The organism is Clostridium rhizosphaerae (assembly GCF_016765585.1).
Classification (GTDB): Bacteria; Bacillota; Clostridia; order Clostridiales; family Clostridiaceae; genus Clostridium_AT; species Clostridium_AT rhizosphaerae.
In genome coordinates this window covers 1346541-1363396 of record NZ_JAESWC010000002.1, presented here as the reverse complement: position 1 = coordinate 1363396, position 16856 = coordinate 1346541, and the positions used below count along the sequence as shown (strand labels likewise).

The following is a 16856-nucleotide window of genomic DNA, read 5'->3' as shown; positions in this document are numbered from 1 at the left end:
ATCAAAATATTGTTAAAATGAATCATTAAGTATTATCCTAATTTATTATACCATTAAAGAGGCTGTAACTACTCTCAGTATAATACTTATTTTCAATATATCAGGATGTTAAAGGAGAGGTATTTCTATGATTAACAATAAAATTAAAGGATTTTTTTATGGTGCTGATTATAACCCAGATCAATGGAATGAAGAAATTTGGGAAGAAGATATAAGACAGATGAAGGTTCATGGAGTAAATGTTGTAACACTGCCTGTATTTTCATGGGCTAAATTACAGCCAAGTGAAAATGAATTTGATTTTTCCTGGTTAGATAAAATATTAAATCTTCTATATGAAAATGGAATTTTTATAAACATGGCTACACCAACTGCTGCTCAGCCAGCTTGGATGAGTAAAAAATATCCTGATATTACAAGAACGGATATTTATGGTCGCAAACGTAAACATGGAGGAAGGGTAAATTTCTGCCCGAACAGTTTAAACTATAGAAAATTCTCAAGAGCTATAGCTAAAGAAATGGCTGAGCACTATAAAGATAACCCGGCAATTGTTTTATGGCATGTTAACAATGAATATGGTGCCTATTGTTACTGTGAAAACTGCAGAAAAGCATTTATACAGTGGTTAAAAGATAAATACACAACTTTAGAAAATTTAAATAGATGCTGGTACACAAGCTTTTGGGGACATACAGTATATGATTGGGATGAAATTGAGGTACCCTATGCTTTAACAGAGATATTGCCAGGGGCTTTAGCAGGAAGAGATGGAACTTATTTTCAGCCTATAGCTATTGATTATAAAAGATTCATGTCTAATAGTTTATTAGAATGCTTTAATGGAGAGGTAGAGGAAATAAGAAAGTATCATAAAGAGACACCAATTACAACTAATATATGGAGCATAAGCCATGAGCTAGACTTATTTAGATGGGGTGAGCAATGTGATATTGTTTCTTGGGATAGTTATCCATCAAATAAGGAGCATCCAAGTGAAATTGCTTTTAGACATGATGTTATAAGAGGATTAAAAAAAGGAAAGCCTTTTTTATTAATGGAACAAACACCCAGTCAGCAAAATTGGCAAGCTTATAATGCTCAAAAAAGACCAGGGGTAATGAGGCTATTAAGCTATCAATGTATAGCACACGGTGCAGATGGGATAATGTTTTTTCAATGGAGACAATCTTTAGGAGCCTGCGAGAAATATCACGCGGCTATGGTACCTCATGCTGGGCATGAAAATACACGAATTGGAAGAGAACTAACCCAATTAGGCAGAGAATTAAAATGCCTTCAGGATAAAATTATCGATTCTAGAACTGAAGCAAAAGCAGCAATAATTATGAATTGGTCCAATTGGTGGGGTGTTGAATATTCAAGCGGTCCTAGTGTAGATTTAACATACCTTGATAGAATAATGAAATATTATAAAGCCTTTTATGACTTAAAGATACCTTTGGACATAGTAGAACCTACCTCAGATTTATCAAGATATGAAATAGTAATAGCTCCACTATTATATATGGTTAGTGATGATGCTATAGAAAATATAAAAAACTTTGTAAGCAGGGGCGGCACATTTATAACGACATTCTTTAGCGGCATTGTTAATGAAAACGATATTGTAAGACTTGGAGGATATCCAGGTGCTTTTAAGGAATTACTTGGCATATGGGTTGAAGAGGTAGATGCCTTATATCCTAATATGAAGAACGGGATAAAGACAGAAGAGCAGTTGGAGGAGAATCAAAAGATATATGAATGTCAATTAATATGTGAAGTAGTCCATAATGAGAATGCTATTGTACTCGGAACCTTCACTGAAGACTATTATCAAGGCTGTGCTGCTATAACAGAGAATTCCTATGGAAATGGAAAAGCTGTATACGTTGCATCAGAACCAGAGGATAATTTAATAAAAGTATTAGTTGAAAAATATTGCAAAGAAAAAAATATTGAACCTATTTTTAAAACCAATGCAGATATAGAGATAACCAGAAGAGTTAAGGAAAATAATGAATATATATTTATATTAAATCACAGCAATAGTTATCAAAAGGTATCACTGGGAGACAAGCTATATACTGATTTGCTTAAGGGTGAAGTATTAGCAAATGAAGTAGAAATTGGACCAAAAGGTGTGGTGATTTTGACACATTTAAAAGGGGGGTTAAAATGAAAAACAGGAAAAGAATTGTATCCGCAATTTTAGCTTTTACAACATTGTTATCTACGAGTAATTCTGTATTGGCATTGGATAAAAGTAACAGTGTTAAGGTGCAAAGTAGTTCAGTTGAAAATCAAAATGACTTGCGTTTGTGGTATACGAAGCCATCATCCCAAGGTGGAAATACCGATGCAAACGAAATTTGGCAGCAATACACACTACCAATTGGAAACGGTGACATGGGAGGTAATGTGTATGGGGAAATTGCAAGTGAACACATTACCTTCAACGAAAAAACTCTTTGGACTGGTGGTCCAAGCAGTAGCAGACCCAATTATAATGGTGGTAACAAAGAGACTGGTACAGACAAAGATGGTAAACAAAATACACCTATGAGCACAATTTTAAAGCAAGTGCAAGACTTGTTTGGCAAACACACAAGTGCAGCGGATTCACAAGCTAGCAACTTATGCGACCAGCTAGTCGGTATAAGTGATGGTTATGGTTCATATCAAGCCTTTGGCGATTTATATTTCGATTTCTCAGGAATAAATGCTAATAATGTAACAGAATATACAAGAGATTTGAATTTAAAAACCGCAATTTCATCGGTTAACTTTAGACAAGGAACTACACAATATAATCGTGAATACTTTGTAAGTAATCCTGATAAGGTTTTGGCAGCAAAGCTTTCAGCAGCAGAAGGAAAACTAAATCTCAATGTTCGCTTTCCATCTAAACAAGGGGCAACACCAGTTGCATCAAATGATACCATTGTGGTAAAAGGAACTGTTACTGATAACCAAATGCGATATTATTCTCAGTTAAAAGTTATAAATACTAATGGTACTATTACTGCAAATGGAGACAAGCTTACAATTTCTGATGCTGATTCAGTGGTTATTTATCTTTCAGCGGCTACAGATTACAAAAATGATTATCCTAAATATAGAACTGGGGAAACTGCTCAGCAGCTTGAAGCAAGAGTATCAAAAATTGTTTCTGATGCAGCTGTAAAAGGCTATGATAATGTAAAAGCTGATCATATTTCAGATTATAGCAAGATATTCTCTAGAGTAAATTTAAATTTAGGACAAGTTGCTTCTGCAAGACCTACAAACGAATTATTAGCTGCATATAATAATGGCATAGCTTCTGAAGCTGAAAGAAGAAATCTTGAAGTTATGCTTTTCCAATATGGAAGATATTTAACAATAGCTTCTTCAAGAGAAGATTCTCAGCTTCCTTCAAATTTACAAGGCGTATGGAATAATCGCAATGACCCGGCTTGGTCCTCTGATTATCATATGAATGTTAATCTTCAAATGAATTACTGGCCTACATACTCTACCAATATGGCAGAATGTGCGATTCCTTTGGTTAATTATGTTAATTCATTGAGGGAGCCAGGTAGAGAAACTGCAAGAATATATGCAGGGGTAACTAGTGTAAAGGACCCTGTTACAGGTGAATATAAAGAACAAAATGGGTTTATGGCTCATACTCAAAACACTCCATTTGGATGGACTTGCCCTGGCTGGCAATTTGACTGGGGATGGTCACCTGCAGCAGTTCCATGGATTTTACAAAATTGCTGGAGTATGTATGAATACACAGGGGATAAAGCATATTTAGCAAAAAATATTTATCCTATGATGAAGGAAGAAGTAAATCTATATGAACACATGTTGATTTGGGATCCAGTTCAACAAAGAATGGTTTCTTCTCCAACATATTCTCCTGAACATGGGCCAAGAACTGTGGGCAATACTTACGAACAGGCTTTAATTTGGCAACTTTATGAAGATACCATTAAAGCTGCTGAAGCTTTAGGTACAGAATCTCAAGAAGTAATTGCAAAATGGAAGGATACTCAATCAAAACTGAAACCGATTCAAATAGGTTCAAATGGTCAAATCAAAGAGTGGTTTGATGAAACTACATTAGGAAGTATGGGTGGCGAAGGTTTTGGCCATAGACATATGTCCCATCTTTTAGGATTATTTCCTGGTGATTTAATTTCTGTTGATACACCAGATTACCTAAATGCTGCACTAGTTTCTTTAAATAACCGTACAGATCAATCTACTGGATGGGGTATGGGACAAAGAATTAATACTTGGGCTAGAACTGGTGATGGAAATAGAGCATATAAATTAATCACAGATTTATTTAAAAACGGAATATATCAAAATCTATGGGATACTCATCCACCATTCCAAATTGACGGTAACTTTGGTATGACATCTGGTGTAGCTGAAATGTTACTACAAAGTAATAAGGGATACATTAACTTCTTACCAGCTTTACCTGATGCATGGGCTACTGGTTCAGTTTCTGGTTTAGTTGCTCAAGGAAACTTTGAAGTTGGAATGAAATGGGCTAATGGAAAGGCTAGTGAGCTTACTGTAAAATCAAACAATGGCGGAGAATGTACTTCTAAATATGCAAATATAAGATTTGCAAAAGTAGTAGATTCTAATGGAAACAATGTAACTTATAGAGTAATCGATAGGGATAAAATTACTTTCAGTACTGTGAAAGGTGAGACGTATACGATTACTAATATTCCAGCACAAGAACAGCTTTTAGCTGCTCCAACAGGTTTAACAGCAGAAAGAATAGAGGCAAATTCTGTTGATCTTAAGTGGAATGCTATGAGTAGTGATGCTGTTACATATAATGTTTATCGCCAAGTTGATAATGGTGATGTAATTGCCATTGCAAAGGGGGTTACAGCAACAAATTATAAGGATACAACAGCTAAAAATATTTTAGGAAACCTTCACTATCAAGTTTCTGCGGTATCCGGTGATAATAAATCACTGCTATCTGCATTAGTAGGTGTAACGGATCTTAGCAATATGGCAGGGTATATAGATGATAGAGACCCACGTATCCAATATGTTGGTTCATGGGGTGACTGGGACGAGGAAGTAAACTATGCAGGTACTGTTAAATACCTTGAAACTCCAACAGGAACTGAAACTGCATCATTAACATTTGTGGGCACAGGTATCGAAGTTGTCAGTGTTACTAATAGTGATAGAGGTATGTATGAAGTGTTTATTGACGGTGAAAGTCAAGGAACCGTTGATACTTACAGTGCATCTACAGCAAGACAAAAGGTTATATATTCTAAAATAAATATTACTTTTGGTAAACACACTATTAAACTAAGGGCAACAAATACAAAGCAAAGCAGTTCAAGAAAAACTAAGGTTGAGTTAGATGCTTTTAAAGTATTAAATAATACTATTCAAAAGCCTACAGCAATTACTGTAAGCTCTGCATCTGGAATAACAACATTAAGCAAGGCTAATAGCACACTACAAATGAATGCAGCAGTAATGCCAAATAATACAGTTAATAAAGCTGTAAAATGGTCTGTTAGTAATTCAGAAATTGCGACTATTGATGACAATGGTATGTTAACAGCAAAATCATCGAATGGTACAGTTCGTGTAACTGCTACTTCTACTGAAGATTCATCTGTAGCAGGTTTTGCTGATGTAACAGTGGCAATAGCAGGAAGTATGACAGAAACTATTGTTGAAGATGCTATAACCTCAGGGGGATCATTTATTAAAAATCCTGCTATTACATGGAATGGAAGTTGGGATACTTGGGCTGGTGAACCTGAAAAACATCACGGTGGAACAAAAACTGAATCAGGTACGGTGGGAGATTCTATTTCATATACTTTTGAAGGTACAGGTATTGAAGTTTATGTACAGAAACATTTAAATTTTGCAAGTTTTGATATTTCAATTGATAATGTAGATAAAGGAAACTTTTCGTTTGAAGGCAGCAGCAATGGCGATAACCAACAGTTACTTGCAGCTTTTAAAAATTTAACAAATGGTACTCACACAATTGTGTTAACTATCCGTGATCGAAGTGGAAAGACGTGGGTTAACCTAGACTATTTTAAAGTATTAAAACCATCTAACTTAATAGTTGATAAAGCTGCTTTACAAACCGAAATTGAAGCAATGAGTGTAAAGGTTGAAGATAACTTTACAGCAGAGACTTGGGCACCGTTTAAAGCTGCTTATGCTGCTGCTGTAGCTGCTATGAATAACAACAGTACAACAATAGATGATATTACAAATGCATTGAATAATCTTAGAGATAAGGCAGGTAAATTGGTTGAAAAAGAGCCTTCAGCACCAAGCATTCCTGAAAGTGCAAGTGTTGAAGTTGTTGCAGTAGAAAGTAAAACCTTAATGTTAACTTGGACACCGATTGAAAATGTTGTTCGTTATGAGGTTTATAAAGTAGTTAATGCAGCTGGTTCAAGTTCAAAAATTAAACTTGGTGAAACAACAAATCCTTATTTAAGATTAACTGCATTAGATCCTAATTCAAGTTATACTTTTGAAGTAAAAGCAATAAATGCTGCAGGTAAATCCTCTGCGTTTCCAATAGTTAATGTGAAAACATTAGTATTACCTGATTCAGAGAGACCAAGCGATATTTCATCGATTAAAGTAACTTCTGTTACAGAAGCATCTGCGAAAATCCAATGGAGTGCAGCAACAGATAACGTAGCGGTAACAGCATATAAGATTTATATGAATGGAAAACTTATAGCAACAACAGCTAATTTAGAATATCAATTAACTGGATTAACTCCTTTAGAAAAGTATTCCATTAGAGTTGTAGCTGAGGATGATGCTTTAAATACATCACTGACTCCAGCATGTTTGGAATTTATCGCAGAAGCAGTAATTACAAGCATAAATCCAGTAAAGATAACAACAGAAGCAGGAACAGCACCAGTACTGCCAGAAAAGGTAACAGCAGTGTATAGCGATAAATCAACCAAAGATGTTAGTGTAGTTTGGGATGCTATTGATGCTTCAAAATATGCACAGGCAGGAAACTTTACTGTAGAGGGAAAGGTTGAAGGAACAGATACAAAGGCAGCAGCAAATGTAACTGTTACAGCAAAGCCTAATATAGTAGACAAGAGTGCATTAGCATCAGCTATAAAGGATGCACAAGCTAAATTAGATGCAGCAGTAGTAGGAACAGCAGAAGGCCAATATACTAAGGATGCTAAAGACGAATTATCTAAGGCAATAAAAGCAGCAGAAGAAATAATTGATAATAAGAATGCTGCCCAAGATGTAATTGATTCAGGTACAGCAGCATTAAATAAGGCTATTAATGTATTTATAAGTAGACAGCTTAAAGTGGAGACTAAGAATGAAGTAAATGATGCTTCAGCTTTAGTTAAAGTAATAAATACAGTAGCTGATAAGTCTAAAATAGCAGTTGATATTACAAAAAATACTATAGCTAGTAAGGATGTACTAAATGCAATAAAAGGACAAGACAAACTTATAACCTTCCAAAAGGATGGCATCAGCTGGTCTATAAATGGTAAGGACTTAAAAGAAAGTATAGATAAAGATATAGACCTTTCATTAAAAGTTGTTTCTGATGAACTTAAAGACAAAGAATCAAAATTAATTAAGGATTTAGCTGGTAAAGAAACATCTATAGCTTCTTTTTCCTTTACTTATGATGGCAAGCTTCCTGGCAAGTTTACAATTAAGGTATTTGCAGGAAAAGACTTTGCAGGAAAAGAAGTTAATGTATGCAGATACTATGAGGATAAAAATACCTATGAAGTTGTTGACACCTCTAAAACAGACACAGATGGGTATATATCCTATAATGCAGATCACTGCAGCGATTACTTTGTAGTTGAAAAGAGCGCATTGGATGGCAGTTCTAAAAATAATGACAATACAAACAATAAGCAAAATCATACCTCTAATAAAGATAATACTACTGATACTACTAACAATACAAACACTACTTCAAATGTAGATAAATTAGCAAAAACTGGTTCGCCAGTAGATATGACTAGTTTAATAGTATTTGGTGTGGTAATAATGTTGAGTGGTGGTTTGATTTGCATTAGGAAAAGAAAAACTAACTAAGTAGTGATTTGAGCTGTATTAATGAAAGAAGTACCATGCTAAAATTGCTAGCATGGTACTTTTTATAATAAAATGTTTTATTTTAGAAATTCATAAAACAGGCTCTTGCATGGTAATTTTGGCACATTAATAGATACTAAACTATAAAAAGAAAATTTAGGCTGTAACAATTAAAAAAAGAGGGGAGGCGAGAAGCTCAAGGAGAACTTTTAAAGGATAAGGAGCTTTAATATTAAATGTTAAAAAATCCAAAGGGGGGAATTAAATGGGGAATGAAAAATTTCCTAAAATAACTGCATTAATTATGGTGCTAATGCTAATTCTAAGCAGCTTTATGATTCCGATGAATGTACAAGCAGTAGAAACTTATAGTTCTGAAGCCACAAATAGAGTAAAGATGAATTTTAACACAGGTTGGCTGTTTTACAGGGGAGATATTAAAGGGGCAGAGGCCTCTGATTTTGACGATTCTTACTTAGAAGCAGTTAATTTGCCTCATACTGCTCGATTAGAACCAAAGGATTGGCAAGGGACTACTCCATGTTATCAAGGAATTGTTTGGTACCGAAGGCATTTTACATTAGATAAATCCTATAGTGGAAGAAAAATATTTATAGAATTTCAATGTGCCATGGGTAATGCTGAAGTTTGGCTTAATGGTACTAAACTTACAACACATTATGGAGGATACACTCCATTTACTGTTGATCTAACAGATCATATTAATTTTACAGGAGAAAACATTATCTCTGTAAGACTTGATAACAGTTATGACCCTAATACACCTCCTGGTAAGCCTCAACAAGGATTAGATTTTGCTTACTATGGAGGTATTTATAGAAACGTATCTCTTATTGTAACTGATAAGCTTCATGTTACTGATCCAGTATATGCTAATAAAGTTGCAGACGGAGGAGTATTTGTAACTTATCCAGAGGTAAGCAAGTCAGAGGCTACAGTACAAGTAAAAACAAATGTGAAAAATGAATATTACACAGCAAATAATTGCAGCATAGAAACTACAATAGTTGATACTCAAGGTAATGTTGTAGCAAAAGATACAAGTGCATCTCAAGCTATAAATGCTGGTGGGGATAATACTTTTGTGCAAACCTTAAAGGTTCAAAATCCAAATTTATGGTCCCCTAATAATCCATATTTATACACCGTTCATACAACGGTAAAAAATGGGGATACATATGTTGACGATTATAAGACAAGAATAGGAATTAGAACAATTAAATTTACTGCAGATAAAGGGTTTTTTATAAACGGTGAAAAGGTACTACTTTCAGGGGTTAATCGTCACCAAGATTATTTATATATAGGTAATGCGGCACCTGACTCACTACAATATGCTGATGCTAAGCAGATTAAAGATGCAGGCTTTAACTGTGTTCGTACTGGTCACTACCCTCAGTCTCCAGCATTTCTTGATGCTTGTGATGAACTAGGAATTGCAGTTGTAGAACCTACTCCGGGATGGCAATATTTTGGAGGAAATACTTGGCAAGACAGAGTTGTTCAAAATACACAAGATGAAATACGTCGTGACAGAAATCGTCCTTCAGTAGTGCTATGGGAATCAAGCATTAATGAGACTGTGGTTCCAAAAGATTTCGCACAAAGAATGTATGATACAGCCCATAAAGAATACCCAGGTGATCAATGCTACGTATCCGCTGACTATTCAGCTTATGGAAAAGAAATCTACGATGTAAATTATAAAGAAGTAGATACTGCTGATAAGCCTCTCTTTACAAGAGAATGGGGAGATGAATGGTCTGAAGGTGCAAGTGATACAACAGGTTATCGTTCTGCAAGAAGATATGGTGAAGTTGATATGATAAATGGTTGTACTTCACGTCAGACGGCTTTGGGGGGAACTGGATATTTTGATTGGTGTGGTACCAATGCAAATCCTAGAATATCAGGATATGCCCTTTGGAGTTTTAATGATTATAATAGAGGGACAGAGACTGCTATATGTCACTCAGGGATTGTTGATATAGATCGTTATCCAAAGTTTAACTATTATTTCTTGCAAAGTCAGAGAGATCCTAATATAAAACTTAGTAATGCTGACAGCGGACCTATGGTGTTTATAGCAAATAACTGGACTGCTTCATCACCAAAAGATGTAAGTGTAATGAGCAATTGTCAGCAGGTAAAACTATATCTAAATGATAGGCTTATTGCTACAAATAGTCCAGACACAAATGTTGGGGTTATTGCTCATCCAATTTTTACCTTTAAAAACGTTCCATGGGAACCAGGCACATTACGAGCAGAGGGATTAATAGATGGGAATGTTGTTGCAACTAATAAGGTTAATACTCCAGGAGCTGCAGATCATTTATCAATTGAATTTGCTTCAAGTGGAAAAGAGTTTGTTGCTGATGGTTCTGATATTTCTATGGCATATGTAACAGTGAGGGATAAAGATGGAAATATAGTTTCTACAGCACAGGATTCAATTTCATTAAATTTATCTGGTCCAGGGATGTTAGTTGGAAATGGAGATTCAAGAGTCAAGGCAAATCCTGTGAGCGCAGAAGCAGGAATCGCACCAGTTTTAATAAAGTCAACACTTACTGCTGGAAAGATAACACTTACTGCGACAGTAGCAGGCTTAGCTTCAGGCAGTGCTGAAATTACAACTATTCCTTATAATGGGGTTCTCGTTCCAGGTGGTAGTGATGAAAGAAATAACCCTCTTAAAGGTGAAAATATTTCCTTCGGAAAAACCGTCACTGTAAGTAGTGAACAAAGTGACAAAGGGGCTTCATTTTTAAATGATTTAACGGAAAGTACCTCCTGGCGTCCAGCAAAAACAACAACTCCTCAATGGGCGAAAGTAGATTTAGGTGCAAATTATAATCTGACGGGAGCAGAATTAGTTTTAGATACAATTGACACTTCATTAAAATATAAAATAGAAGTTTCTGAAGATAATAACAACTGGGTAACAGTTGTAGATAAAACTCAAAATGAAAGTACTGCACAAAGACAAGATAATGCTTTTGCTAGTAATGCAAGATATGTACGTTTAACAATTCCTGAGTTTGTGCAGCCTATAGGTATTTCAGAATTTAAAATTTTCAGCGTATTAAAGTCTGATAGTGGGGATCAACAGGTGGAAAAGCCAATAGATCTTGCTTTAAATAAAAATGCAACTGCAAGCAGCTCTCAAGCTGATTGTAAACCGAATTTAGCAGTTGATGCAGATACTGCAACAGTGTGGAGGGCTAATAAAGCTGTACCACAATGGTGGCAGGTGGATTTAGGTAAGCAGTATGATTTGTCTGGTTGTAAAATACTATGGGGAAAGGATAGCGTACACTATACCTATAGAATTGAGGTTTCAAAGGATGGCAGCACATGGAATCAGGTGGTTAAAAATCAAGCAACTGGGCAGAACTTTCTTCCTGATGACTTTAAAGCACAAGGAATTCAATACCTTCGTATAGATATTGATGAACTTGCAGGTGGTGTTAATGAATTACCTGCAATGAGAAAAGTAGAAGTCTATTGGGATAAAACTAATGTAGCAAAAGGAAAAAAAGCAAGTTCTGATTCAGAGCAAAGTCAGAATCCTGCATCCTCTGGAAATGATGGCAACAGTTCTACAAGATGGTGTGCCGATGATGGCTCTGAAGGACATTGGTGGAAGGTGGATTTAGGAGATTTTTATGATATATCAGGAACAGAAGCTATTTGGGAAGTAGATGGCAAGGCATATAAGTATAAAATAGAAGTTTCTCCTGATGATGAAAATTGGACATTAAAAGTAGATAAAACTAATAACACTAGTACAGAACAGGTTCAGCAGGATACTTTAACTGCAAATAGTGTCCGATATGTTCGTATTACTATAACAGGTCTGGATAATACATGGGCAAGCTTTTATGAGTTTAAGGTGTTTGGAAGCAAGAGGGAGAAGTCTATTCCAAATCCAAATTCAATAAAAATACCACAGTCACAGATGTCAATAACCGCAACTAGTGAAGAAACCAGTGGTGAGGATGCACCTGCAAGCAATGCGTTAGATGGTGATATCAACACATTCTGGCATTCAAGTTGGTCAACATATGTTCCGTTACCTCAATCTTTAACTATAAATCTTCACGGTACGTATATGATCAACCAGCTTAGATATTTGCCAAGACAAACTAGTGAAAATGGTAGAATAACTTTATATAAAACCTATGTAAGTATGGATGGTACTAACTTTACTCAGGTGGATATGGGAGTTTGGGAGAATGATACTAAGGAAAAAGTTAGCTCATTTACCCCTGTAAATGCTTCCTATGTAAAACTTGAAGCTATAGAAGGCGCCAACGGCTATGCAACAGCAGCAGAAATTAATGTATATAAAGAACCAGAAGCAGTAATTACAAGTATAAATTCAGTAAATGTTACAACAGTGGCAGGAACAGCACCAGCACTGCCAGCAAAGGTTACAGCAGTATATAGCGATAAATTAACCAAGGATGTTGATGTAACTTGGAATGCTATTGATGCTTCAAAATATGCAAAGGAAGGAAGCTTTACTGTAGAGGGCAAGGTGGAAGGAACAGATATAAAGGCAGCAGCAAATGTAACTGTAGCAGCAAAGCCTATACCGGTAGAAATTGAAAGTATTAATCCAGTAAATGTTACAACAGAAGCGAGAACAGCACCAGTGCTGCCGGCAAAGGTTACAGCAATATATAGCGATAAATCAACCAAAGATGTTGAAGTAACTTGGGATGCTATCGATACTTCAAAATATGCAAAGGAAGGAAGCTTTACTGTAGAAGGCAAGGTAGAAGGAACAGAAATAAAGGCAGCAGCAAATGTAACTGTTACAGCAAAGCCTATACAAGTAAAAATTGAAAGTATTAATCCAGTAAATATTACAACAGAAGCAGGGACAGCACCAGTTCTTCCAGCAAAGGTAACAGCAGTATATAGTGATAAATCAACTAAAGAAGTTAGTGTAGTTTGGGATGCTATCGATGCTTCAAAATATGCAAAGGAAGGAAACTTTACTGTAGAGGGCAAGGTAGAAGGAACAGATATAAAGGCAGCAGCAAATGTAACTGTTACAGCAAAGCCTATACAAGTAAAAATTGAAAGTATAAATCTTGTAAATGTAACAACAGAAGCAGGAACAGCACCAGTATTACCAGAAAAGGTTACAGCAGTGTATAGTGATAATACCACTAAGGAAGTTACTGTAACATGGGATGCTATTGATGCTTCAAAATATGCTCAGGAAGGAAGCTTTACAGTAAATGGTACAGTAGAAGGAACAGATATAAAGGCAGTAGCAAATGTAACTGTTACAGCAAAACCTACTATAGTAGATAAGAGTGCATTAATATTGGCTATAAAGGATACGCAAGCTAAATTAGATGCAGCAGTAATAGGAACAGCAGAAGGCCAATATACTAAGGATGCTAAAGACGAATTATCTAAGGCAATAAAAGCAGCAGAAGAAATAATTGATAATAAGAATGCTGCCCAAGATGTAATTGATTCAGGTACAGCAGCATTAAATAAGGCTATTAATGTATTTATAAGTAGACAGCTTAAAGTGGAGACTAAGAATGAAGTAAATGATGCTTCAGCTTTAGTTAAAGTAATAAATACAGTAGCTGATAAGTCTAAAATAGCAGTTGATATTACAAAAAATACTATAGCTAGTAAGGATGTACTAAATTCAATAAAGGGACAAGATAAACTTATAACCTTCCAAAAAGATGGTATTAGTTGGACTATAAATGGAAAAGACTTAAAGAACAGTACAGATAAAGATATAGATCTTGCATTAAAAGTTGTTTCTAATGAACTTAAAGATAAAGAATCAAAATTGATTAAGGATTTAGTTGGTAAAGAAACATCTATAGCTCCTTTCTCCTTTAGTTATGATGGTCCACTGCCTGGCAAGTTTACAATTAAGGTATTTGTAGGTAAAGACTTTGCAGGAAAAGAAGTTAATGTATGCAGATACTATGAGGATAAAAATACCTATGAAGTTGTTGACACCTGTAAAGTAGACGCAGATGGGTATATATCCTATAATGCAGACCACTGTAGTGATTACTTTGTAGTTGAAAAGAGCTTATTGGAAGGTAATTCTAAAAATAATGACAATACAAACAACCAAGAAAAAGATACCTCCAATAAAGATAATACAACTGAGAACAAAGATGCTACTTCAAATGCAGGTAAATTAGCTAAAACTGGTTCACCAGTAGACATGACTAGTTTAATAGTATTTGGTGTGGTAATAATGTTAAGTGGTTGTTTGATTTGCATTAGGAAAAGAAAAACTAACTAAGTAATAACTTGAACTGTATTAATGAAAGAAGGGGCTGCTGCACAACTAACTGAAGAGTTAGCTGAGTAGCAGCCCCTGGTTTTTGATAGAAAAGTAAAATGTGTCACCTAAAGAGGCCGAAAGTGTTGTATAAATTTAATTATGCATAAACCAAATAAACAACTAATTAGAAAATAGCCTTCAGGCATCATTTTTATCCGTGGTTGTGCTGCACGCAGCATGGGTGGTTGCTATGAAAATGAAGATATAAGGTAATATAAATCAAAAAAATGTTATTATATATCATTTGTTTTATAATACAAATGATATATAATTTAAATCATTCAAGGTTCGTCAATTCATAATCCTGTTCAAAAAATTCGCTTGAAGGCTTGTATCCCTTTTTCAAGGGGCCTATAGGGGGCGGTTCATTACTTTTCAACAAAATGAAGAAAAGTAATGAACCGCCCCTAGTTGTGGTAGTATCAATATAGAACTATTTTTAGCAAAAATTTTATAATGTATATTTAATAAAAATTGTTATAATTAAACTATGGTGGTAATTATATCTATATGATATTTTATCAATATATTTATTACATATACCATTTTGTATTATTATTGAGATGAGGTAGTATAATATGATAAAAAGTAAAAGCATGTCAAGGAAATTTGTAAACAGTTTCATTATTTTTATAGTAGTACCCTTTATTACTATAAGCATTATTGTTAACAAGCTTTATGAAGGAGTTTTAGTTTCCCACTATAATGAGAAGGTAGAACAAATCATGGAGCAGCTATCAATGGATATTGAGATAGAGCTAAGAAGAATATCTCTAGATACGGCAAAGGTTGCAAATGAAAAGGAATTGCTGCCTCTTGTAAATGGATGGTATGAGGAAAAGGATTCCGTTACAAAGGTAGAAGCTACTGAAAAGATAGATGCTAAGCTCGATTACTTATATGCCTATCAAGGAGAAATAAATTCAATAGTATTTTTCTCAAAGAATGGACAAGTATTCAAGTATAAGGAACCTCTTTATAAAGACGATGGTGAGGTAAAGAATAGTTCTTGGTATAAAGAATGTATAAAAAATAAAGAGAAGGTTTTTAGTATAAATAATTTTAATAGTTCTGGTGATGTGAATGCTAGTAGAATCGATTTTCTAGTAGGAATCAGTCCAGAATATAGCTGGTATAACACTGCAACTGAATTTATATATTTTGAAATTAAAACAGAAGTGCTAAATTCTATTTATTCTAGATTTACAAATGATTATGTTGGAAAAATGATTATAGTGGATTCAAAGGGCAAAATTGTAATTTCTCCAGATAAGGACTTGCTAGGAAAAAACATATCACAAGTGGAATACCTTAAGGATATTAATGATAAAAATTTAAATAGTTATAAGTATAAATATAAAAAGGACACTAAGTATATATCAAAATACACTTCAGAAAAATCTGACTGGACTGTTATAAATATAATTGATTATAAGGTACTAACTAAGGATACATCTAATATTATGAAAATATTCTTATTTATATTTATAGGTTTTAATTTGTTCTTTATTTTATATTGCAAAACCTTCTTTAAGGATATTTTAAAGCCAATAAAAGAGCTTGTAAAAAAGATGAAAGATATTAAAGATGGAAGACTTGATGAAATCGCAAATATAAATACAAACTTAGAAGAAATTAATGAACTTGGAAGCAATTATAATAAGATGCTTAATGATATTAAGATGCTTATGATAGAGAGGGATTTAAAGGAAAGAGAGCGTTCTAAGGAAGAAATCAAGGTTTTACAAGCTCAAATTAATCCTCATTTTATTTATAATACCTTAAATGTAATTAAATTAATGGCTATGATCTCAAAAGCAGAAAGCATCAGGAAAGTAACAGATTCATTTATGAAACTTCTGTCTGCAACCTTTAGAGATGAATCAACCTTCATTACTGTAAGAGAAGAATTGGACTACCTTGATAATTATGCGGAAATAATGAAGGTAAGGTTTGGAAACGATTTTAATCTTATGATTAAGGTTCAGGAGGAAGTAAAAGAACTTTACATTATTAAGTTAATTTTACAGCCAATAGTAGAAAACGCAATTATTCATGGAGTTAATGAGATAGAAGGAGAAAAAAATATTATAATATCAGGTTATATTTCAGAAGGATACCTTATTTTTGAGGTTGAAGATAATGGCAGGGGGATGACGGAGGAAGAGATTAAAAATATATTTGCAGCTAAAGAAAAAAAGGAGACAAGCATTAAGCACATAGGAATAGAAAACATTAGAAGCAGGATAAGCTTAAACTGTGGTGAAGAATATGGCGTAAAAATTGAAAGTGAAAAGGATAAATATACAAGAGTAAAGCTTATACTTCCTGTGTTAATGGAAAAGGAGGACTAAGT

Annotated in this window: 4 protein-coding genes; all 4 read left to right on the top strand. The window is 34.4% G+C overall.

Annotated elements, in window-relative coordinates; translation table 11 throughout:
- Positions 1–127: 127 nt before the first annotated feature.
- The 4 genes from JK636_RS09485 to JK636_RS09470 all read left to right on the top strand — a co-directional run bounded on the left by JK636_RS09485 (position 128) and on the right by JK636_RS09470 (position 16854).
- Positions 128–2185: a beta-galactosidase gene (locus JK636_RS09485; RefSeq protein ID WP_202748580.1), complete on the top strand. Its 2058-nt coding sequence runs from the start codon at positions 128–130 to the stop codon at positions 2183–2185.
- Positions 2182–8130 (top strand): glycosyl hydrolase family 95 catalytic domain-containing protein, encoded by a 5949-nt coding sequence (locus JK636_RS09480; protein ID WP_202748579.1) that lies wholly within the window; start codon positions 2182–2184, stop codon positions 8128–8130. The genes JK636_RS09485 and JK636_RS09480 overlap by 4 nt, the downstream gene beginning before the upstream one ends.
- 265 nt (positions 8131–8395) lie before the next feature.
- Positions 8396–14458, top strand: coding sequence for a discoidin domain-containing protein (locus tag JK636_RS09475; RefSeq protein WP_202748578.1), 6063 nt, complete (start codon positions 8396–8398; stop codon positions 14456–14458).
- A 620-nt stretch (positions 14459–15078) separates the two neighbouring features.
- Positions 15079–16854, top strand: coding sequence for a sensor histidine kinase (locus JK636_RS09470; RefSeq protein ID WP_202748577.1), 1776 nt, complete (start codon positions 15079–15081; stop codon positions 16852–16854).
- Positions 16855–16856: the final 2 nt, after the last annotated feature.

What these genes read in the sequence shown, in the direction of transcription:
- JK636_RS09485 (WP_202748580.1), top strand. Translation starts at nt 128, where the DNA reads ATGATTAACAATAAAATTAAAGGATTTTTTTATGGTGCTGATTATAAC.
- JK636_RS09480 (WP_202748579.1), top strand. Translation starts at nt 2,182, where the DNA reads ATGAAAAACAGGAAAAGAATTGTATCCGCAATTTTAGCTTTTACAACA.
- JK636_RS09475 (WP_202748578.1), top strand. Translation starts at nt 8,396, where the DNA reads ATGGGGAATGAAAAATTTCCTAAAATAACTGCATTAATTATGGTGCTA.
- JK636_RS09470 (WP_202748577.1), top strand. Translation starts at nt 15,079, where the DNA reads ATGATAAAAAGTAAAAGCATGTCAAGGAAATTTGTAAACAGTTTCATT.